This is a genomic window from Hyphomonas sp. CY54-11-8, assembly GCF_000682735.1.
Taxonomy (GTDB): Bacteria; Pseudomonadota; Alphaproteobacteria; order Caulobacterales; family Hyphomonadaceae; genus Hyphomonas.
In genome coordinates, this window is the sequence record NZ_AWFD01000010.1 from 14,247 (window position 1) to 36,779 (window position 22,533).

The following is a 22,533-nucleotide window of genomic DNA, read 5'->3' on the forward strand; positions in this document are numbered from 1 at the left end:
AACAGGAGGTTAGCGGGGTCCCGAATGAAAATGCTCGATTACCTGCTGGCGCCTGTCGCGCTGGTAGGCCTCGTGGCAACGGGATGGTGGGGGCTGTATCAGTCTCCGCAGCGGCCTGCAAACCTGGCCGCGCAGCTTGAGCAGGATGCCAACGCCGCCCTTGCCCGAAACGGATATGACTGGGCGCATGTGCGCATGAACGGCCAGCGGGCCGTGCTGAAGGGGGCTGCCCCTTCGGAAGATGCCGCCATGGCTGCTGCCGAGATCGTGCTGCGCTCCGGGTGGGGTGGCGGTGTCGTCGTGGGCGGGGTGACCGTTGTCGAGGTTGCCGTCGATCCGGGCTTGCCGATGTCGCCCTTTGTCTGGCGGGCGGAGAAACTCGCGGACGGTCACATTGTCCTGTCCGGTCACGTCCCCTCGCGCATGATCGCCAGCCAGATCGAGGCGGAAGCGGCACGCCTTTCGGGCGGGCAGATCCCCGAAAACCGGATGGAAGTCGCCGCTGGCGCACCGGGCGGCAACTGGCAGGGCGTTGCGCGCTTCGGCCTTGGCGTTTTGTCTGATCTTGATCAGGGCGAGGTTCGCCTCATTGGCAACACGTTGCGCGTCGGCGGAACGGAGACCGACCCGGCAGAGCGCGCCCGCCTGTCAGCGCAGGTCTACACGCTTGCCGCGCCTTATCGCGGTGTCCCGCTGATCAAGGGCCTGCCGGTCTGGATGGCGGCGCACACCGCCGAGGGGCTGGTTCTGGACGGCAAGGTGCGCAACGAGGCACAACGGCTAGCCCTGCTCGGGGCAGCGCAGGCAAATGCCGCCACGGGTGTGGTCGACCGGATGACCCTCGCCCCGGATATGCCCGACAATTGGGTCGCGCTCGCAGAGGCAAGCCTTCCGGTGTTCGCGCGGTTCCAGACGGGTGAGATGGGCTATTATCCTGCCGGGGATGACGCCGGTTTCGTCGTCGAAGGCGAGGCGCCTGCCAGCCTGATCCAATCGGTCAGACAAAACCTGGCTGCAGCCGGTTCCGGCCTGCAAGCAACGGTCTGGGCCGATCCTGTTGATGTGCCGGTTCCGGAAGTGTCGGGCATCGATTTCACAAAGGATCCAGCGGCGGCCTGCCAGTCCGGATTCGACACGGTGCTGGCAGCAAATCCGATCTCGTTTGAAAGTACAGGTTCGGACTTTTCCCGCGTGAGCGGACCAGCGCTCGACAAATTGCTGGCGGTGTCACATCGCTGTGCGCCGCATCTGGCATTCGAGATCGTGGGACACTCCGATTGGACAAGTAATTCCGACGGCGGAAGTGCCCTGGGGAAGGTCCGCGCAGAAGCGGTCGTGTCCTATATGGTGGCAGCGGGGTTTGACCCCGACCGCCTGTCTGCGCTTGGCTATGGCCCAGACCAGCTTGCGCAGGTTAATGAGAATGGTGACGGCCAGGTGTCCGGCCGGCTGATAGAAATCAGAGTTCTGACACGGAGCGACTAATGGCTTGGCTTGTAACACATATGTGGATGGTGCTGGCTGGGGCGACCGTGTTTGCCTTGCTCCTCGGTTGGTCCGTGCGCGGCATGCTGCTGACCGGCAAGATGCGCAAGGCCATTGTCGACAAGGATATCGCCCTGACTGAACTGGATCAGGCGCGTGACGAAATCGAACGGTTGTTTGCCGCCCAGCGGGCCCAGAGAGGTGAAGGCGGCAATGTGGCCGATGCCTCGGCGCGGAAGATTTCAGACCTGACGTCGGAACTGCAGAAGGCAAAGACCGAATTAGCGGCACTGAAAACCGAAACAGCGAAAACCGGCGCTGCCGAGCCTGCATCAACCGGGGCAAAGGGCGAGATGCCAACCATCGTGCTGCCGCCGAACCGGGGCGGCGCGGATGACACGCCGGGCCAATCCGCAGAGGCCGGCGCTGCATCGGCGAAAGGTGATGAAAACGAGGCCGAGGCGCCGACACTGATCTGGCGCAATCGGCATCTGGAAGCGCGCGTCCAGCATCTGGAAAGCCAGCTGGCGGCGGTCGAAGCTGCTCCGGCATCTGCACCTGCGACAGTCGAATCCGCCGAACCTGTGGCGGTGGCCGAGCCAACTGCGGATGAGGCGGGGCTCGATAAGCTGAGATGGCAGGCCGATTATCTGAAACAGCGTGTCGAAGCGCTGGAAGCCGAACTGGCCAAGGCGCCGGCAGAAACCCCGATCGTCGCGGAAGACGATCTGAATGAGGAAATGGCGCGCCTGCGCTGGCGCAACCGTTTCCTGGAAGGGCGGCTCGCCTATTTCGAAGGGGGCGCGGAGGAGGCTGCCGCTGAAACACCCGCGCAAGAAGAGGCTGTGCCCGTCTATCACGAGGTAGAAGACACCGCTGTTGAGGAAGCGGCGTTCGATGCGCTCCCCGAACCTGAAGCGATTGTCGAAGAAGAGATGGCCGTCGAGAAAGAGGTCATCATCGAGGACGAGTTGGAGGACGTGTCCGAAGAAGAGGCCGTCGAACCAGAGGAAGCCAGCTTCGAAGACGTCTCCAACGATGAAGAGGAATCCCTCGCCGAAGCCGATCATGCCGATGAGGATACGCTCTCGGATGAAGAGTATGACGAGGAAGATTTCGTCGAAGCGGACGCAGACGAGACGGAAGACGAATACGGCGACGCTTACGACGAGGAAGACTCTGAGGAGCAGGAGGAGTCGTACGATGAGGACTCCTCTGAAGAGGATGATGAGTCGGACGACGACGAGTCCTATGAGGACGACGCTGAAGCCGAGTTCGAGGACGAGGCCGGGGAAGACGACTTCGAGGACGACGAAGACGAGGCGTACGATGACGATGACGCTGAAGAGTATGACGACTCCGAAGACGATTACGAGGCGGACGCCGACGACGAAGATGAGTCCGACGAGGATGACGGTGAGGCGGATGAAGCCTGGGCCGACGCGGACGACTCCGAAGACGAGACTGACGATGAGTCCGATGACGAAGAAGACACAGACGACGCCGACGTTTCCTACCAAACCGAAGTGACCGTCCTGAAAGAACGCCCGATGGCGATGAACGGCCCGGTCGAAGGCCACCCGGACGACCTGACCCTGATTGGCGGCATTGGGCCCAAAATCCAGATCCTGCTGAACGAGCTGGGCGTCTGGCACTTTGATCAGATTGCCGAATGGACGCCGGAGAATGTCGCCTGGATGGATGAGCATCTCAATTTCGGCGGCCGCATCGCCCGCGAAGGCTGGGTGGAGCAGGCGGCTGTTCTGGTCCGCGACGCCGAAAGCGTCTGACATTCAGGGAAGGTTCAGCCGGAACCGGCCAACCTTGCCTGCGTATAGGTTCGCATGATTGCAATTTGCAGGCGCGCGGCTAACCTTGATTTGCCTGAAACAGGGAGAGGCACATGACGAAACTCATCGATATCGATAGCGCCATTTTTGAAGGCGCGCCGCGTGTGAATCTGTCCCGCCGGGCCATCATTTCCGGCATGGCGGCCGGTACGGTGTTCCCTTTCATCAGCGGCTGCGAGACCAACCCGGCAACGGGGCGCAGCCAGCTCCTGCTGTTCGGTGATCAGGAAGTTGCCTCCATGGCGGCTTCGGCCTGGACGGACTTGAAGGCGCAAACGCCGGTGACCGCGAACTCCCGGCTGAAGAACCGCGTGCTGCATGTCTGGGAAAAGACGCTGCATGGCGCCGAGCAGAGAGGCGACATCTCCGCCGGGCAGAGCTGGGACGTGGCGGTGTTCGATACCGATGACGTCAACGCCTTCGTCATGCCGGGCAACCGGGTCGGTGTGTATCGCGGCATCACGGAACTGACCGAGAATGATGACCAGCTCTCATCTGTGCTGGGCCACGAGACGGGCCATGTGGTCGGCCGTCACGCTGCCGAGCGCCTGTCGGTGACAACGCTCGCCCAGACGGGGCTTGCCGTCGGCCAGATCGCCATTGCCCAGTCCGATACGCTTTCCAAGTATGGGGGCGAAATTGGTGCACTGGGCGGCGCTGCCATGCAGTTTGGCGTGATCCTGCCCTACAGCCGCAACCATGAGCTCGAAGCCGACAAGCTCGGCGTCGATTACATGCACAATGCCGGTTATGACGTGCGCCAGTCCGTTCGCCTGTGGGAGCTGATGGATGCCCAGTCCAAGGGCCAGCGCCCGGCGGAATTCATGTCCACCCACCCGGACCCGGCCCGCCGGGCTCAGGAGCTGGTGAAATACATCAACGCCAAGGGCTACGCCCTGATGTAGCCGGGCAGGGATGAACTGCTGAAGGGCGAAGTCTCAGTCAGATTTGTCGTTCTGCAGAGTGCTGGTCATTCTGCAGAACGTCTGGCGGCTTTGTTCCAACTGCTTGCGTTCTTCCTCGTCTTTTCCAGCAAACAGCTTTTCCATTTCAGGACCGTACTCTTCTGTGCAACTCAACTTAAACACAGAGTTGAGAGTTTCCGAAAGTTTCTGAGCTTCGTCGGGGCTAAGCTGTGGCTTAATTCTCACCGAACGGCCATTCGGGGACTCCATGACGATCGCTCTACCGGCAATCATCGCGAGGAACATCTCTTCTTTGGTCGATTCGTCGATGGGACCCCTAACAACCAGTGGCTTGCGGCCATCGGGACCAGGGGCATATTTGCGGGCTTCCATACTGTTCTGGGAGGTCGTCTGGAACAGCGACAGAGACAAGATCACGAAAGCGCCAAGACCCAACTGGAGCAGGCGATCGCGTCGCACCGCTCTGACAAGCAATTCGAGCCAGTTCACGGTCAGTCTCCCTTTTTGAGCCCTGGCCGGGCAATCCGGTAATACGCTAGCTGCCGTATATTTCAGCAACCTTAAATAGATTCAGTGATCCTGCCGGAATCCGGCAATTCGGGTCAGGCCTTCTTCACATTGACGGCGTGCTCGTCCCGCTTGACCCCGCTATCCAGATGCGCCATACGCGCCGCTTCTGCGGGAGGCACGCCATGCCAGACCGCGGAGCCTCCATTGTAACCGGGCGGATCGAAAGACCACCGCCCCATCTGAAACGTTCGAGAGGACAATATGGCCAAGAAACTGCTGGGGCAGCTTAAGCTCCAGATTCCTGCCGGCCAGGCCAACCCGTCGCCGCCCGTCGGCCCGGCGCTCGGTCAGCGCGGCATCAACATCATGGAATTCTGCAAGGCGTTCAACGCCAAGACCCAGTCCATGGAACCCGGCCTGCCGGTACCGGTCGTCATCGACTACTACCAGGACAAGTCGTTCACCTTCATCACCAAGACGCCGCCGGCGACTGTGCTGCTGAAGAAGGCTGCCAAACTGAAGCTCGGCAAGAAGCCTGCTTCTGGCGCCAAGAAGCCGGGCTACGACACCGTCGGCAAGGTCACCATGGCCCAGGTGCGTGAGATCGCGGAAATCAAGATGGTCGACCTCAACGCCAACGACATTGACGCAGCTGCCAAGATCATCGCCGGTTCCGCCCGCGCGATGGGCATCGAAGTTGTGGAGTAAGAACCATGGCGAAAGCAGGAAAGCGCGCACGCGCAATTGCAGAAACCGTTGACGCCAACAAAGCCTACACCGTCGCTGACGCTGTGGCGCTGGTGAAGTCCAACGCAAAAGCGAAGTTCGACGAAACCGTCGAGATCGCCGTCAACCTCGGCGTTGACCCGAAATACGCAGACCAGATGGTCCGCGGCGTGGTCAACCTGCCGGCAGGCACGGGCAAGGACGTCCGCGTTGCCGTGTTCGCGAAGGACAAGAAGGCAGAAGAAGCCACCGCAGCCGGTGCCGATTTCGTCGGCGCAGAAGACCTGATGGAAAAGATCCAGGGCGGTTTCATGGACTTCGACCGTGTCATCGCTTCGCCGGACATGATGGCCGTCGTCGGCCGTCTCGGTAAGGTGCTCGGCCCGCGCGGCCTGATGCCGAACCCGAAAGTCGGCACCGTGACCCCGAACGTGGCCCAGGCCGTCAAAGACGCGAAGTCCGGCTCGGTCGAGTTCCGCGTCGAGAAGGCCGGTATCATTCACGCCGGCATCGGCAAGGCATCTTTCGCTGAAGGCGACATCGAGAAGAACGTCAACGCGTTCCTCGACGCCCTCGTGAAGGCCCGTCCGTCCGGCGCGAAAGGCACCTTCGTGAAGAAGATCTCGCTCTCGTCCACGATGGGCGCTGGCGTCACGATCGACACGGCAGAGATCTCTCAGTAAGCCTGAGCCGGTCACAAACCGAACAAGAAAAGCCCGGCGCCGAAAGGTGCCGGGCTTTTCCGTTCAGGGGCTGGGTGGGGTGGGGAAGCCCCTTTAGTTGTTGTCGGCCGTCACGATGATGACGGAGTTTTCAGACGGCTGGACCGAGCGGGTCACCGCTACGTGGTATTCCATCAGGTCGGCGCTCTGCACCTGGTTGACGGTCTGATCGACGACTTCGGCAGCGCAGTTGGAAACGGCTGTCGGCCAGACGCCGGCGATGGCGCTGGAATCGTCATAGATGCCGCGGCAGTAATCGCGTGCGGATTTCTCGATGGACGCATAGGTTTCGGCGGCGGTTGCGCCGCGGTTGAAGCTGATGGCTGCCTCATCACCTGTTTGTGCGGTGGCGGTCATGCCGAATCCGGCGACAGCGAACGGAATTGCAACAAAGGCGAAGCGGATTTTGTGGAAATTCATGTCAGGACCTCTCATCTGGAAGTAGGCGGGAGCTGAACCGATCCCGTCTTTGCGCCTGACAATTGTTCACACTGGGTGCTTCGGTCCTGTGGAGAGGCTTAGGAAAACCTGATGTTTACATTAGGCCCTGTTTTTAAAGGAGTAAGTTTGACCTGATTGCTTCGGACATTCCGGTCCGGTTGGGATATTCTCAGTCAAGAAGCTTCGGCAGACAGCGACCACAGCGATGGCAGACACGTTCGGATCAGGCACGGAGACAGAGCGGGAGCGATCCGAATTCCGGATCGGCGCCCTGTTGGTCGAGCCTGACCAGAACTGTATATCGGACGGTGCCGACCGGCATCGGTTGGAACCGAAGGTCATGGAAGTGCTGTGTGCGCTTGCCGACAGGCCCGGCGAAGTCATCTCCCGCCAGGAACTGATTGATCAGGTCTGGGGTGTGGAGCATGGCGCCGATGAAAGCCTGACACGGGCGATCTCTCTCCTGCGGAGTGTGCTCAACACCGATAAAGACCTGCATTCGGTTATCGAGACCATTCCCAAGCGCGGTTACAGGCTGGCCGCCGAAATCGCTGAAGTGACCGAAGAGGCTGCCGCGCCGCAAGCGCCCGCCATGACCGCCGCGGCAGAGGAACCGGCCCCCCCTTTCGTGCGCGAACCGTGGCGCCGCGCCGCCGAGATCAGCCCGGTCCGCTACGTCTCCGCGCTGGTCGTCCTCGCCTTCATCATGCTGTGGACCGGGGTAATGATCGGCCGCTCGTCGAGTTCGGCGGTGGCGGTTCCCGAAAAATCCATCGCCGTTCTGCCGTTCGAGAATCTGAGCGGAAACACCGAACAGGATTATTTCTCGCGCGGCCTGTCCGAGGAGATCCGCACGCTCCTGACCCAGCTGGATGAGTTGAAGGTGGCCGGCAGGGCGCCGCCCTCTATTGGCGCGGGAGAAGGACTTGATGCTCAGGCGATCGGGAAAAAGCTGCGGGTGTCGCACGTCCTGACGGGCAGCATCCGGTCGGACAGCGACCGGATCAAAGTGTCCGCCGAGCTGATCGATACCGAAAGCGGATACCAGGTCTGGTCGCATGGTTATGACCGGCTGCTCAGCGCCCAGAGCCTGTTCGACCTGCAGAAAGATATCGCGACGGATGTGACAGGCGCGCTCAGCATTTCGTTGAACGTGCAGGAGCCGAACCGGATCCTCGGCTCCGACACCGACAGTCTGGAAGCCTACAACTATTTTCTCAGCGCGCGGGAGGCAGATGTCTTCGGCATGGGCGACCGCAGCGAAATGCTGGCGCTTCTCAACAAGGCGGTCGAACTTGACCCGGACTATGGCGCCGCCCGGGTTTCGCTGGCCATGAACATCGGTGCGCAGGCCTGGAATGCGTCGACACCGGAAGAGGCTGAGGTGTTCCTGGCGCAAGGCCGGGCCCTGGCGGAAGACGTTGTGCGGCTCAATCCGGATCTCGCGCAGGCTTACACCGCCCTGGCGAGTTTCCAGGCGCTGGACGGCAACTGGCTTGAAGCCGGGCGGGACAACCGGGCCGCGTTGGACCGTTCCCCCAATTTGCGCGTGCTGCACGACCAGACCATCTTCCTGATGCGCGCCGGCCGGATCGAGGAAGCGCTCAGCATCGCCCAGCGGGGGCAATCCGCAGACCCCTTGAACCCGGACCGCGCCGCGACGCTCGCCATGGCCTATGCACTGCTTGGCCGGCATGAAGCGGCAGAGGCATCGCTGGAGCACTATTGGACATTGCAGCTGCCACCGGGTGGGTGGGATGCTTATGCCTGGACGATCGAAATGCAGGCCCCGCAGACAACGGAAAGCCTGACAGCGCTTTGTGAGCGGTTGATCCGAACCGATCCGTCGCTGCGGACTCTGCTGGCGCCGGTGATTGCAGCTCTGCCGGACCAGGCCGCGGCGCTTCAGGTCGTGAAGGCCCGGTTCGAGAATGGGGCAGGGGCGCATCCAGGCCGGTTCGAAATCCTGGCCGCCATCGCCGCGCAGCTGGACGATCCCGAGCTGGCGCTTCGTATCTGGCGGCACGAGTTGGACGGCACGCGCCTGCGGCTGATGCGGATCTGGGGGCCGGTCTATGCCGACATGCGCAGTCTTCCGGACTTCGCCGCGCTGATGACGGAGATCGGGCTGCCGCCATATTGGCGCGAATTCGGATGGCCGGACCGTTGCCGCCCTGAGGGGCAGGAGGAGTTTGAGTGCTTCTGATCCCCTGAGGCGGATGCAGGCTTGGCGCTGCCTGTCCGGTAATCCCCGGACTTGACTTTTTCTCACAAAGGGGGGTTGCGGGCTTGGGGATAAAGCGTTAACACCCCGCTCTTGACGGGAGTTCTCCGATGTGCATTCGGCGGCCTCCCGTTTTCCTGTCCTAGACCATGGGTCACGTATTTATACGCGATAACGGCAAGTTAGCCACCTATGCAGACGGGGTGAGGCGTTGATTCGGTTCGGAAAAACAGGGCTGACCTGTTTTTGGCTTACCGGGGCAAGCGGCCAATCCCTGGGCAGGCGCTGGAAGGCCAACCGGCCAGAAGGCGATTACCAGGGCGGCCGGATGGTCCGGGCGCCTCAATGGAGACCCGCTATGGATAAAGCTGGAAAAACTGCGGCTCTGGAATCCCTGAAAGGGGTTTTCGAAGAGTCCGGTGCGGTCGTCGTGACCCACTATACCGGTCTGTCTGTTGCGGAAATGACGAAGCTGCGTGGCATGCTCCGCAAGGACGGTGCGCAGCTGAAGGTGGTCAAGAATACCCTGGCGCAGATCGCGCTTGACGGTAAGGGCGGCGACGAAGCCAAGGACATGTTCCAGGGCCCGGTTGCTATCGCCTTTTCATCTGACCCGGTGTCGGCCGCAAAAGCGACCGACGAGTTTTCGAAGGAAAATTCGAAGCTCGTGATCATCGGTGCAGTGATGGGCGACCAGGTCCTCGACGCCAAAGGTGTCGAAGCTCTGGCGAAACTCCCGTCGCTCGACCAGCTTCGTGGCAAGCTCATCGGCCTCATCCAGGCTCCGGCAACGAAAGTTGCAGGCGTCCTGCAGGCCCCGGCTGGCCAACTCGCTCGTGTGGTATCGGCCTACGCCAACAAAGACGCAGCCTGAGCCATCGTTTCCGGAAACTGAAGACCCAATCAACCGAACCAAACAGGAATTACCAAAATGGCAGACCTTGAAAAAATTGCCGAAGACCTCTCGGCCCTCACCGTGCTCGAAGCCGCTGAACTCGCAAAGCTTCTCGAAGAGAAGTGGGGCGTTTCCGCTGCTGCTCCGGTCGCAGTCGCAGCCGTCGCCGGTGGCGATGCTGGCGGTGCAGCCGCTGCTGAAGAGAAAGACGAATTCGACGTCATCCTGACAGAAGCTGGTGGCAAGAAAATCGAAGTCATCAAACTCGTCCGCGAAGTCGTTCCAGCTCTCGGCCTGAAAGAGGCCAAGGAACTCGTGGAAGGCGCACCGAAGCCGATCAAGGAAGGTGCTCCGAAGGCAGAAGCCGAAGAGATCAAGAAGAAGTTCGAAGCAGCTGGCGCCAAAGTCGAGCTCAAGTAAGCTCCGGCCGCTTCACATTCGGGTGGCGTTCGCGCGAGGCGCCATCCTTTCAGAGACCTGCGCGGCGGTTCCTTTTGGGGCCGCCGCGAACTCGCGTTCTGGCGATAAGGTCGCGGCCAGGGTGGCTGCGGCGATAAAATTGGGATCCTGGGATGGCACTCTCCTTCACGGAAAAGAAACGTATCCGCAAATCCTTCGGGCGCATTCCCGAAGCCATCGAAATGCCAAACCTGATCGAGGTTCAGCGCGAGTCCTACGAGCACTTCCTTCAGATGCACACGCCGACGCAAGAGCGTACGGATGATGGCCTGGGCGGTGTTTTCAAGTCCGTGTTCCCGATCACCGACTTTTCCGAGCGCGCGACGCTCGAATATGTCTCCTACGAATTCGAACAGCCGAAGTTCGACGTTGAAGAGTGCATGCAGCGCGACTTGACCTTCCAGGCCCCCCTGAAGGTCCGTTTGCAGCTCGTGGTCTTCGATGTCGATGAAGACACCGGCGCCCGCTCGGTCAAGGAAGTCAAGGAGCAGGAATGCTACCTCGGCGACATCCCGCTGATGACCGAGAAGGGGACGTTCGTCGTCAACGGCACCGAGCGTGTGATCGTCTCCCAGATGCACCGTTCGCCGGGCGTGTTCTTTGACCACGATAAGGGCAAGACCCATGCCTCCGGCAAGCTGCTGTTTGCGGCCCGCATCATTCCTTACCGCGGTTCGTGGCTCGACTTCGAGTTCGACGCGAAAGACATCCTGAACATCCGCATCGACCGCAAGCGCAAGCTGCCGGCGACAACGATGCTCTATGCGCTCGGCTATGACACCGAGCAGATCCTCGACCTGTTCTACACCCACTCCATCTACAGGATGGACAAGAAGGGCTGGATCACCGGCTTCCGCGCTGACGCCTGGAAAGGCGTGAAGCCGGAATTCGACCTGGTCGATGCCAAGTCCAAGAAGGTGATCGCCGAGGCTGGCAAGAAGATCACGGCCCTCAAGGCCCGCCGCATCGCTGAAGGCGGCACGGACGAGATCCTCGTTCCGTCCGAAGCGCTGGTCGGCAAGTTCCTGGCCCGCGATGTGGTGAACCTCGAAACCGGTGAGATCTTCGGTGAAGCCGGCGACGTGCTGGAAGACGAGATCATCGCCGAAATGCGCGAATACGGTCTCAAGTCGATCGAAGTCCTCGATATCGACAGCTCGGGCCGTGGCCCGTGGCTGCGCAACACGCTGAAAGCTGACAAGAACGAAACCCGTTTCGAAGCCCTGTCGGACATCTACCGCGTCATGCGTCCCGGCGAGCCGCCGACCCAGGAAGCCGCAGACGCTCTTTTCGGCCAGCTCTTCTTCGATCCGGAGCGCTATGATCTCTCGGCCGTCGGCCGTGTGAAGATGAACATGCGCCTTGGCGTTGCTGTGCAGGGCTATGAAGCCGCAGCCGACGACATGCGCGTCCTGCGCCATGACGACATCATCGGCGTCATGAAGGTCATCCTCGACCTGAAGGATGGCAAGGGCGAAGTCGACGACATCGACAACCTCGGCAATCGCCGCGTCCGTTCGGTCGGCGAGCTGATGGAAAACAACTACCGCATCGGCCTCGTGCGCATGGAGCGTGCGATCAAGGAGCGTATGGGCTCGGTCGATATCGACACGGTCATGCCGCATGACCTGATCAACGCGAAGCCGGTTGTGGCCGCGGTGCGTGAATTCTTCGGCTCCTCGCAGCTGTCGCAGTTCATGGACCAGACCAACCCGCTCTCCGAGATCACCCACAAGCGCCGTCTGTCGGCGCTTGGTCCGGGCGGTCTGACCCGCGAGCGTGCCGGCTTCGAGGTGCGCGACGTGCACCCGACCCACTATGGCCGTATCTGCCCGATTGAAACGCCGGAAGGCCCGAACATCGGTCTCATCAACTCGCTGGCCACCCATGCCCGCGTGAACAAGTACGGCTTCATCGAGAGCCCGTACCGCAAAGTGGTCAAAGGCAAGCAGACCGACGAGGTTGTGTATCTTTCGGCCATGGAGGAGAGCATCTACTCGATTGCTCAGGCCAACGCCGAAGTGAACGAGAATGGCGAACTGGCAAATGAATTCGTCAACGCCCGCGTTGCCGGCGAAGCGACCATGGTGCCGAAGGAAGACATCCAGTTCATGGACGTCTCTCCGAAGCAGGTCGTCTCGGTCGCTGCGGCGCTGATCCCATACCTCGAAAACGACGACGCCAACCGCGCCCTGATGGGCTCGAACATGCAACGTCAGGCTGTGCCGCTCGTGAAATCGGAAGCGCCGTTCGTCGGCACCGGCATGGAAGCGGTTGTGGCTCGCGACTCCCGCGCTGCGATCGTTGCCCGCCGGGCAGGGGTGGTCGAGCAGGTCGACGCGCTGCGCATCGTGGTCCGCGCAACGGACGAGATCGACCAGGGCAAGTCCGGTGTCGATATCTACCGTCTGGCCAAGTTCCGCCGTTCGAACCAGAACTCGTGCATCAACCAGCGCCCGATCGTGAAGGTGGGGGATGTGGTTGTTAAGGGCGATATCATCGCTGACGGTCCGTCCACGGATCTTGGCGAACTGGCGCTGGGCCGGAACGTGCTCGTCGCGTTCATGCCGTGGAATGGCTACAACTTCGAAGACTCCATCCTGATCTCCGAGCGCATCGTGCGTGACGATGTCTTCACCTCGATCCACATCGAGGAATTCGAAGTCGCCGCCCGCGACACGAAGCTCGGCCCGGAAGAGATCACCCGCGACATCCCGAACGTCGGTGAGGAAGCCCTGCGTAACCTCGACGAAGCCGGCATCGTGGCTGTGGGTGCCGAAGTGAAGGCTGGTGACATCCTAGTCGGCAAGGTCACGCCGAAGGGCGAAAGCCCGATGACGCCGGAAGAGAAGCTTCTCCGGGCCATCTTCGGCGAGAAGGCTTCCGATGTTCGCGACACCTCGCTGCGCGTGCCTCCGGGCGACGCCGGTACGGTCGTCGATGTCCGCATCTTCAACCGCCACGGCATCGACAAGGACCAGCGTGCCCTTCAGATCGAGCGTGAGCAGATCGAGAAGCTGCAGGAAGACAAGGAAGACGAACAGGCCATCCTTGAGCGGAACATCTATGGCCGCCTCGAGGAATTCCTGGTCGGCAAGGAAGCCGCTGCAGGCCCCAAAGGCTTCAAGCCGGGCCGCATCACTGCGGATGCCCTGGCTGAACTCACCCACAAGCAGTGGTGGGACGTTGCCCTGAAGTCCGAGAAGGCGCAGTCCGAACTCGACGCGATGCAGGAGCAATTCGACTCCTCGATGCGCGAGCTCGATGCCCGCTTCAACGACAAGGTCGAGAAGGTCCAGCGCGGCGACGATCTGCCTCCGGGCGTGATGAAGGTCGTGAAGGTCTTCCTGGCCGTGAAGCGCAAGCTTCAGCCGGGCGACAAGATGGCCGGCCGTCACGGCAACAAGGGGGTGATCTCCAAGATCAACCCGCTGGAAGACATGCCGTTCCTGGAAGATGGTACGCCGGTCGACATCGTGCTTAACCCGCTGGGTGTTCCGTCGCGTATGAACGTCGGTCAGATCCTCGAGACGCATACAGGCTGGGCCTGCCGCGGTCTGGGCCGGATTATCGACAATGCTGTCGATGAGTTCCACCAGAACAATGACGTGAAGGCGCTGAAAGCGGCGCTGGAAACGGCATATGGCAAAGGCCAGGAATTGCCGGAAAGCGATAGCGATATCATCGAGCTCGCTGGCAACCTGCGTAATGGCGTGCCGATCGCGACGCCGGTCTTCGATGGTGCCCGCGAAGGCGACATCAACGAGCTGCTGGAGCGTGCCGGTCTCGACTCGTCCGGGCAGGTTCGTCTGTTCGACGGCCGTACTGGCCAGGCGTTCTCGCGTCCGGTTACCGTGGGCTACAAGTATCTGCTCAAGCTCCACCACCTGGTGGACGAGAAGATCCACGCCCGTTCGACCGGTCCGTACTCGCTCGTCACGCAGCAGCCGCTGGGCGGCAAGGCCCAGTTCGGTGGCCAGCGCTTCGGCGAGATGGAAGTCTGGGCTCTGGAAGCTTACGGCGCCGCCTATACGCTGCAGGAAATGCTGACCGTGAAGTCCGACGACACGGCCGGCCGTGCGAAGGTCTACGAGGCCATCGTCCGCGGCGACGACACGTTCGAGGCCGGTATCCCGGAATCGTTCAACGTGCTCGTCAAGGAGATGCGTTCGCTGGGCCTCAATGTCGAGCTGATCGAAGAGGGCGGCGGTACCAGCGAGGACGAGCCGGCCGCAGACAGCGAAACGGTGCCCGCCGAGTAGCGTGAAGACCTGACTGGAAGACCCCGCCGGGCAACCGGCCTGGCGGGACCTTCCGATCCGAACGAGATTTTACCCAGGGCAGGGGCCCTCCAGTCCCCGAAAAAAGCCCACCCAAGGAGCAGACCTAAATGCGCCAGGACGTCGCCAGCATCTTCAACCCCAACACACCGGCCCCGACTTTCGAGGCTATCCGCATCTCGATTGCGAGCCCGGAAAAGATCCGGTCGTGGTCCTCGGGCGAAATCAAGAAGCCCGAAACCATCAACTATCGTACCTTCAAGCCGGAACGCGACGGCCTGTTCTGCTCGCGCATCTTCGGCCCGCAGAAGGACTACGAATGCCTTTGCGGTAAATACAAGCGCATCAAGTATCGCGGCATCACCTGCGAGAAGTGCGGTGTGGAAGTCACCCTGGCCCGCGTGCGCCGCGAGCGCATGGGCCATATCGATCTGGCTGCCCCGGTTGCCCACATCTGGTTCCTGAAGTCGCTGCCGTCCCGGATTGCCGCTCTGCTGGATATGGCGCTGAAAGACGTGGAGCGCGTGCTCTACTTCGAAAGCTATATTGTCATTGAGCCGGGCCTCACCGAACTGGAGCCGAAACAGCTCCTGACGGAAGAGGAGTACATGGACGCCCAGGACAATCTGGGTGAGGACGCCTTCACCGCCATGATCGGCGCTGAGGCCATCCGCGAGATCCTGATGTCGCTGGACCTGCCGACGCTGGCAGAGACCCTGCGCGAAGATCTCAAGGAGTCCACCTCAGAGTTGAAGACCAAGAAAGTCTCCAAGCGCCTGAAAGTGGTCGAATCCTTCCTCCAGTCCCGCGCCAAGCCGGAATGGATGATCCTGACCGTGATCCCGGTGATCCCGCCGGACCTGCGCCCGCTGGTCCCGCTGGACGGCGGCCGCTTCGCGACGTCGGACCTCAACGATCTCTATCGCCGTGTCATCAACCGGAACAACCGCCTGAAGCGCCTGATGGAGCTTCGTGCGCCGGACATCATCATCCGTAACGAAAAGCGGATGCTGCAGGAATCTGTCGATGCCCTGTTCGACAACGGCCGCCGCGGCCGTACGATCACGGGCACCAACAAGCGTCCGCTGAAGTCGATCTCCGACATGCTGAAAGGCAAGCAGGGCCGTTTCCGTCAGAACCTGCTCGGTAAGCGCGTCGACTATTCCGGCCGTTCGGTCATCGTGGTTGGCCCGAGCCTCAAGCTGCACGAATGCGGCCTGCCGAAAAAGATGGCGCTCGAACTGTTCAAGCCGTTCATCTATGCCCGTCTCGACGCCAAAGGCCTCGCCGGTACGGTGAAGGCGGCGAAGAAGCTGGTCGAGAAAGAAAAGCCGGAAGTCTGGGATATTCTGGATGAGGTCATCCGCGAGCACCCGGTTCTCCTGAACCGCGCGCCGACGCTGCACCGTCTCGGTATCCAGGCGTTCGAGCCGAAGCTGATCGAAGGCAAGGCCATCCAGCTGCACCCGCTGGTCTGCGCGGCGTTCAACGCCGACTTCGACGGCGACCAGATGGCGGTGCACGTTCCGCTGAGCCTCGAGGCCCAGCTGGAAGCCCGTGTGCTGATGATGTCGACCAACAACATCCTCTCGCCGGCCAACGGCAAGCCGATCATCGTTCCGTCGCAGGACATCGTCCTTGGCCTCTACTACTTGTCGCTCGACCGTGACGAGCAGGCAGGTGAGGGCATGGTGTTCTCCGAACTCGCAGAAATCGAGCACGCGCTCGATTCCGGCTTCGTCACGCTGCACTCGAAGATCAAGGCGATGTACGAAGGCGTGGACGAGGAAGGTAATCCGCGCCGCTGGGTCATCGATACGACGCCGGGCCGTTTCATGGTGGCGAATATCCTGCCGCGCATGAAAGGCATTCAGCCCGACCTCGTGAACACCACGATGACCAAGAAGACGATCGGCAAGATCATCGACGAGGTCTATCGTCTGTGCGGTCAGAAGGCGACGGTCATCTTCTGTGACAAGATGATGGAGCTCGGCTTCAAGGAAGCTTGCAAGGCCGGTATTTCCTTCGGCAAGGATGACATGGTCATTCCGGAAGCGAAGCAGAAACTGGTCGACGCGACGAAGGAGCAGGTCTCCGAATACGAGCGTCAGTATGCAGACGGTCTCATCACTCGTGGCGAGAAGTACAACAAGGTGGTCGACGCCTGGTCGAGCTGTACCGACAAGGTTGCAGACGCCATGATGGACGCTGCCTCGAAGAACCAGGCGGCCAAGGGTGTTCGTAAGTCCCAGGTCAACTCGATCTTCATGATGGCCGACTCCGGTGCTCGTGGTTCGAAGAACCAGATGAAGCAGCTCGCCGGTATGCGCGGCCTGATGGCCAAGCCGTCTGGCGAGATCATCGAGACGCCGATCATCTCGAACTTCAAGGAAGGCCTGACCGTTCTCGAATACTTCAACTCGACGCACGGTGCCCGTAAGGGTCTGGCCGATACGGCTCTGAAGACGGCAAACTCGGGTTACCTGACCCGCCGTCTCGTCGACGTCGCTCAGGACTGCATCATCAACGAAGATGATTGCGGCACCGAGAAGGGCATCGATATCTCGGCCGTCATGGAAGGCGCCGATGTCGTGGTGTCGATCAGCGAACGTATCCTGGGCCGCGTGACGGCAGAGGATGTGAAGAGCGTCGACGGCAACCTGGTTGCCGTGTCCAACACCTATATCGACGAAGAGCTGGCCGAAACGATCGAGAAAGCCGGTGTCGATGTGGTGAAGGTTCGCTCGCCGCTGACCTGCGAAACCAAGAACGGCATCTGTGCCCAGTGCTACGGCCGCGACCTGGCCCGCGGGACCCCGGTTAACCGCGGCGAAGCGGTCGGCGTCATCGCAGCCCAGTCCATTGGCGAGCCTGGTACCCAGCTCACCATGCGTACGTTCCACATCGGTGGTGCGGCTCAGGTGGCTGACCAGTCGTCCGTCGAAGCCAGCTTCGAAGGTACGGTCCGGTTCAAGGATGCCGAATTCGTCACCCGCAAGGACAAGACGATCGTCGTCGTTGGCCGCCGCATGCAGGTGGAGATCGTCGACGCCGAAGGCCGTACCCGCCAGTCCTTCCGTCCGGCCTATGGTACGCGCCTGATGATCAAGGATGCCGAGAAGGTCACGCCGGGCACGCTGCTGGCAGACTGGGATCCGTTTGCCCAGCCGATCGTGTCGGAAGTCAAAGGCGAAGTGAAACTCGTCGACGTGATTGATGGCGTGTCGGTGCGTGAAGAAACCGATGAAGCGACGGGTATCTCCTCGCGTGTCATCATCGACTGGCGTTCCGCGACCAAGTCGGCAGACATCAAGCCGTCGGTCCAGATCGTCGGCAAGGATGGTAACCCGGTCAAACTGCCGAACGGTTCGGACGCAGTTTACCTTCTCTCCGTGGGCGCCATCCTGTCGGTGGCCGATGGCGACACGATCGAGGCCGGCGACACCCTTGCCCGTGTCACGACCGGTGGTGCGAAGACGAAAGACATCACCGGCGGTCTGCCGCGTGTTGCTGAACTCTTTGAAGCCCGCCGTCCGAAGGATCACGCGATCATCGCCGAAGTGGACGGCAAAGTCCTCTATGGCCGCGACTACAAGAACAAGCGTCGCGTCTCGATCGTTCCGATGGAAGAGGGCCGCGAGCAGATCGACTACCTGGTGCCGAAAGGCAAGCACCTCGCCGTTCAGGATGGTGACTTCATCAAGCGTGGTGAATACCTGATGGATGGTAACCCGGCACCGCAGGATATCCTGTCGACGCTGGGCGTTGAGGCGCTCGCCAACTACCTGATCGACGAAGTGCAGAAGGTCTACCGTCTGCAGGGCGTGCCGATCAACGACAAGCACATCGAGGTGATCGTTCGCCAGATGCTGCAGAAGATCGAAGTGACGGATCCGGGCGATACCGGCCTGATCACGGGCGAACACGTCGACCTCATCGAATTCGAAGAGGCCAACGAAGCCGTCCGCAAGTCGCGCAAGAAGGATCAGCAGGAAGCCAAGGGCATGCCGCTTCTGCTTGGTATCACCAAGGCCTCGCTGCAGACCCGTTCCTTCATCTCGGCCGCATCCTTCCAGGAGACGACCCGCGTCCTCACCGAAGCTGCCATCCAGGGCAAGGTGGATACGCTGGAAGGCCTCAAGGAGAACGTCATCGTCGGCCGCCTGATTCCGGCCGGTACCGGTTCGGGCATCCGTTCGTATCGCCGTGTGGCTGCCGACCGCGACCAGAAGCTGAAGGCAAAGCGCGCTGCCGCTGTCCAGAAGGCGGCGGAAGAGGCCGAGATGCTCACCAGCCTGCCGGCTCCGGACAAGGCCCCGGTCGAGGAATAAGCTCGAAGGTCCGGGCGCAAGCCCTTGAACCAACTGGAAAAGCCTGCCAGCAATGGCAGGCTTTTTTTGCTTCTGGAGGAGGCGTTTGCCCAATGCAGCTTGAGCGGTCTGACCTGATCGGCAGTGCCTGTGCCGCGCTCGCGCTTGGCCTCATTGCCTGGCTTTCGCTGGATAGTTGGGCGATCACACGGTGCGAGGAAATCCTGAGCGCAGACCCGGCAGGGGAGGCAGGTCCGGCCTCGCCGGAACGGGCAAAATGCCTGAGGCGCCAAAACCAGCGTCCCGTAACGGAAAACTAGCTGTTCCGGGACAGCTTCCTACCCTTGACGCAGGCCTCCGGTAGGCTTACACGCCACGCATTGTCAGAGAGGCCCCGGGATGAAAGTCCCTTCGCCGCACCGGATCTGAACTGATCCGGCCAATCTGGCTCCCAAGTTTTCGCCCCGTCCCGGAAGCCCTTTGGGGCATTCGGGGCATGATTACGTTAGCGGCCCATCGGGCCAGAGTTAAAAGAGACAGAAGGCCCGAATGCCCACGATCCAGCAGCTCATTCGTTCGCCGCGTTCGCCTAAGCGCTCGCGGACCAAAACCCCGGCCCTCAAGGCCTGCCCGCAGCGCCGCGGCGTTTGCACCCGTGTTTACACCACCACGCCGAAGAAGCCGAACTCGGCGCTCCGGAAAGTGGCCAAGGTGCGCCTCACTTCGGGGTTTGAATCGCTCTGCTACATCCCGGGTGAAGGCCATAACCTGCAGGAGCACTCCGTGGTCCTGATCCGTGGCGGCCGTGTGAAAGACCTTCCGGGTGTGCGCTACCACATCGTCCGCGGCGCGCTCGACACGCAGCCTGTCAAAAACCGTAAGCAACGCCGCTCGCATTACGGCGCCAAGAAGCCGAAGTAAGAGGTCAGCTCATGTCCCGTCGTCACCGCGCCGAGAAACGCGAAGTCCTTCCGGATCCGAAATTCAAGGACATCGTCGTCACCAAGTTCATGAACCAGATCATGCGCGACGGCAAAAAGTCCGTCGCCGAACGCATCGTCTATGGTGCGTTCGACCTGGTCGAATCCCGTGCCAAGAAAGATCCCGTGGAAGTGTTCCACAGCGCGCTGGAATCGGTTGCGCCTGCGGTTGAAGTCCGCTCGCGCCGCGTGGGTGGTGCCACCTATCAGGTTCCGGTCGAAGTCCGCACAGAGCGCCGTCAGGCCCTGGCGATCCGCTGGCTCGCTGCCGCTGCTGCTGGCCGCAACGAGAACACCATGCGCGAGCGCCTCGCCGGCGAGCTGATGGATGCAAGCCAAGGCCGCGGCAACGCTGTGAAAAAGCGTGAAGACACGCACCGCATGGCAGACGCCAACAAGGCGTTCTCACACTACCGCTGGTAATCACTACTGGCATTCCGGGGCGATAACGGGTAACGCGCCCGCAAATCGCCCCTTTTCCTACCCGGAAAGCAAACACGAAGGTTGACCAAAATGGCCCGCGAATATCCGCTGGATCGCTACCGTAACTTCGGCATCATGGCTCACATCGATGCTGGCAAGACCACGACGACCGAGCGTATCCTTTACTACACCGGTAAGTCGCACAAGATCGGCGAAGTCCATGACGGCGCCGCGACGATGGACTGGATGGAGCAGGAGCAGGAGCGGGGCATCACGATCACCTCGGCTGCGACCACGACCTTCTGGGAACGCACAGAAGACGGCTCCACGGCGCAGTCGCCGAAGTTCCGCTTCAACATCATCGACACCCCCGGACACGTTGACTTCACCATCGAAGTTGAGCGTTCGCTGGCCGTTCTCGACGGCGCTGTCTGCGTTCTCGACGCCAACGCCGGCGTCGAGCCGCAAACCGAAACCGTCTGGCGCCAGGCGGATCGCTACAAGGTTCCGCGCATCGTGTTCGTGAACAAGATGGACAAGATCGGCGCTGACTTCTTCAACTGCGTTGAGATGATCAAGGACCGTACCGGTGCGACGCCGGCTGCGATCCAGCTGCCGATCGGTGCAGAAAACGAGCTCGAAGGCCATGTCGACCTGATCACCATGAAAGAATGGGTGTGGGCCGGTGAAGACCTTGGTGCTACCTGGGAAGTGCGCGAAATCCGCGACAGCCTGAAAGACCAGGCCGAAGAGTGGCGCGGCAAGCTCATCGAAACCGCCGTCGAAATGGACGACGACGCGATGGAAGCCTACCTCGAAGGCAACGAGCCGGACATCGAAACGCTGCGCAAGCTGATCCGTAAGGGTACGCTGTCGCTCTCCTTCGTGCCGGTCCTCTGCGGTTCAGCGTTCAAGAACAAAGGCGTGCAGCCGATGCTGAACGCTGTGATCGACTTCCTTCCGGGTCCGCTCGACGTGCCGCCTTACATGGGCTTCCTGCCGGGCGATGAGGAAGAAGTTCGTAACATCGAGCGTAAAGCTGACGATGCACAGCCGTTCTCGGGGCTGGCATTCAAGATTATGAACGACCCTTACATGGGCACGCTCACCTTCACGCGTATCTATTCCGGTACGCTGTCGAAGGGCGACAGCTTCATGAACTCGACCAAAGGCAAGCGCGAGCGCGTCGGCCGGATGGTCATGATGCACTCCAACAAGCAGGACGAGATCACGGAAGCCTATGCTGGCGACATCGTGGCGCTCGCCGGCCTGAAGGAAACGACCACGGGTGACACGGTGTGTGATCCGAACAAGCCGGTCGTGCTTGAAACGATGACCTTCCCGGATCCGGTGATCGAGATCGCGGTTGAGCCGAAATCGAAAGCTGACCAGGAAAAGATGTCGGTCGGTCTGCAGCGCCTCGCTGCCGAAGACCCGTCCTTCCGCGTCGAAACCGATCACGAGTCGGGCCAGACGATCATGAAAGGCATGGGCGAGCTTCACCTCGACATCCTGATCGACCGTCTGAAGCGCGAATTCAAAGTCGAAGCGAACATCGGTCAGCCGCAGGTGGCTTACCGTGAGAAGCTCGGCCGCGCGGCAGAGATCGACTACACGCACAAAAAGCAGTCCGGCGGTACGGGCCAGTTCGCCCGCGTCAAGCTGCAGTTCGAGCCGCTGGAAGCCGGTTCCGGCTTTGTGTTCGAAAGCACGATCGTGGGTGGTTCTGTTCCGAAGGAATACATTCCGGGCGTCGAGAAGGGCCTCGAAATGGCCAAGGAAAACGGCCTGCTGGCGGGTTACCCGGTCACCGACTTCAAGGCCACGCTGGTCGATGGTGCATTCCACGATGTCGACTCGTCCGTGCTGGCGTTCGAAATCGCGTCCCGCGGTGCCTTCCGTGAACTGAAAGGCCAGGGCGATCCGCGCCTGATGGAGCCGATCATGAATGTGGAAGTCGTGACACCGGAAGACTATATGGGCGATGTCATCGGCGACCTGAACTCTCGCCGTGGCCAGATCCAGGGTTCCGAGCCGCGTGGTAATGCTGTGGCGATCAAGGCCTTCGTGCCGCTGGTGAACATGTTCGGTTACGTGTCCGACCTGCGCGGCATGTCTCAGGGCCGGGCACAGTTCACGATGATCTTCGCGCACTATGACGAGGTTCCGCGTGCGGAAGCTCAGAAGATCATTTCGGAAGTTTCTGGTTCTTAAGGAAATCCGGCCGGAGTTCCGGCCAACAGTTTGAATGAAGGAGAGGCCCGATGGGCAAGGCAAAGTTTGAGCGTAACAAGCCGCACGT

The 22,533-nt window shown here is 61.1% G+C and carries 17 protein-coding genes; 14 read left to right on the forward strand and 3 right to left on the reverse strand.

Annotated features, from left to right (window positions below):
• Positions 1–24 precede the first annotated feature (24 nt).
• From HY17_RS08200 to HY17_RS08210, 3 genes are all read left to right on the forward strand, one after another.
• Positions 25–1,485 carry a BON domain-containing protein gene (locus HY17_RS08200; protein WP_034765651.1) on the forward strand — a complete coding sequence of 487 codons (1,461 nt, stop codon included), beginning with the start codon at positions 25–27 and terminating at the stop codon, positions 1,483–1,485.
• The gene (locus HY17_RS19320; RefSeq protein WP_065383093.1) at positions 1,485–3,275 is read left to right on the forward strand and encodes a hypothetical protein; all 1,791 of its coding nucleotides are present in this window, start codon (positions 1,485–1,487) and stop codon (positions 3,273–3,275) included. Before HY17_RS08200 ends, HY17_RS19320 begins: the two co-directional genes overlap by 1 nt.
• Before the next feature lie 113 nt (positions 3,276–3,388).
• Positions 3,389–4,240 (forward strand): M48 family metallopeptidase, encoded by an 852-nt coding sequence (locus HY17_RS08210; protein ID WP_051599841.1) that lies wholly within the window; start codon positions 3,389–3,391, stop codon positions 4,238–4,240.
• A 33-nt stretch (positions 4,241–4,273) separates the two neighbouring features.
• Here HY17_RS08210 and HY17_RS08215 read toward each other — a convergent pair whose 3' ends face one another.
• Together HY17_RS08215 and HY17_RS20210 are read right to left on the reverse strand one after the other, a co-directional pair.
• On the reverse strand, positions 4,274–4,750 hold the full coding sequence (locus HY17_RS08215) for a hypothetical protein (protein WP_034765654.1): 477 nt from the start codon (positions 4,748–4,750) through the stop codon (positions 4,274–4,276).
• 113 nt (positions 4,751–4,863) lie between these two features.
• Entirely contained in the window at positions 4,864–5,010 is a 147-nt protein-coding gene (locus tag HY17_RS20210) for a hypothetical protein (protein WP_155843567.1), read from the reverse strand.
• A 22-nt stretch (positions 5,011–5,032) separates the two neighbouring features.
• Here HY17_RS20210 and rplK point away from each other — a divergent pair, with 22 nt between their 5' ends.
• On the forward strand, positions 5,033–5,479 hold the full coding sequence (gene rplK / locus HY17_RS08220) for a 50S ribosomal protein L11 (RefSeq protein WP_034765657.1): 447 nt from the start codon (positions 5,033–5,035) through the stop codon (positions 5,477–5,479).
• Positions 5,480–5,484: 5 nt separating this feature from the next.
• Positions 5,485–6,180, forward strand: a complete 696-nt coding sequence (gene rplA, locus HY17_RS08225) for a 50S ribosomal protein L1 (protein ID WP_034765660.1) — start codon at positions 5,485–5,487, stop codon at positions 6,178–6,180.
• Positions 6,181–6,273: 93 nt separating this feature from the next.
• Here rplA and HY17_RS08230 read toward each other — a convergent pair whose 3' ends face one another.
• The gene (locus tag HY17_RS08230) at positions 6,274–6,639 is read right to left on the reverse strand and encodes a hypothetical protein (RefSeq protein WP_034765662.1); all 366 of its coding nucleotides are present in this window, start codon (positions 6,637–6,639) and stop codon (positions 6,274–6,276) included.
• Between the two features lie 226 nt (positions 6,640–6,865).
• Between HY17_RS08230 and HY17_RS08235 the strand changes: the two genes are divergently transcribed.
• The 9 genes from HY17_RS08235 (at position 6,866) to fusA (ending at position 22,445) form a co-directional block, all read left to right on the forward strand.
• Entirely contained in the window at positions 6,866–8,866 is a 2,001-nt protein-coding gene (locus HY17_RS08235) for a winged helix-turn-helix domain-containing tetratricopeptide repeat protein (protein ID WP_034765665.1), read from the forward strand.
• 376 nt (positions 8,867–9,242) lie between these two features.
• A complete protein-coding gene (gene rplJ, locus HY17_RS08240) occupies positions 9,243–9,758 on the forward strand; it encodes a 50S ribosomal protein L10 (protein ID WP_034765668.1) in 516 nt (171 codons plus the stop codon).
• Between the two features lie 57 nt (positions 9,759–9,815).
• A complete protein-coding gene (gene rplL / locus HY17_RS08245; protein WP_034765671.1) occupies positions 9,816–10,199 on the forward strand; it encodes a 50S ribosomal protein L7/L12 in 384 nt (127 codons plus the stop codon).
• Between the two features lie 152 nt (positions 10,200–10,351).
• Positions 10,352–14,500: a DNA-directed RNA polymerase subunit beta gene (gene rpoB, locus HY17_RS08250; protein WP_034765674.1), complete on the forward strand. Its 4,149-nt coding sequence runs from the start codon at positions 10,352–10,354 to the stop codon at positions 14,498–14,500.
• 128 nt (positions 14,501–14,628) lie between these two features.
• Complete coding sequence (rpoC, locus tag HY17_RS08255) at positions 14,629–18,849, forward strand: DNA-directed RNA polymerase subunit beta' (RefSeq protein WP_034765677.1); 4,221 nt, start codon at positions 14,629–14,631, stop codon at positions 18,847–18,849.
• A 92-nt stretch (positions 18,850–18,941) separates the two neighbouring features.
• Positions 18,942–19,148: a hypothetical protein gene (locus HY17_RS08260; RefSeq protein ID WP_034765680.1), complete on the forward strand. Its 207-nt coding sequence runs from the start codon at positions 18,942–18,944 to the stop codon at positions 19,146–19,148.
• 229 nt (positions 19,149–19,377) lie between these two features.
• Positions 19,378–19,749, forward strand: coding sequence for a 30S ribosomal protein S12 (gene rpsL, locus HY17_RS08265; protein ID WP_034765685.1), 372 nt, complete (start codon positions 19,378–19,380; stop codon positions 19,747–19,749).
• Between the two features lie 11 nt (positions 19,750–19,760).
• Complete coding sequence (gene rpsG / locus HY17_RS08270) at positions 19,761–20,231, forward strand: 30S ribosomal protein S7 (RefSeq protein ID WP_034765688.1); 471 nt, start codon at positions 19,761–19,763, stop codon at positions 20,229–20,231.
• Positions 20,232–20,321: 90 nt separating this feature from the next.
• The gene (fusA, locus tag HY17_RS08275; protein WP_034765691.1) at positions 20,322–22,445 is read left to right on the forward strand and encodes an elongation factor G; all 2,124 of its coding nucleotides are present in this window, start codon (positions 20,322–20,324) and stop codon (positions 22,443–22,445) included.
• The last annotated feature ends 88 nt before the right edge of the window (positions 22,446–22,533 follow it).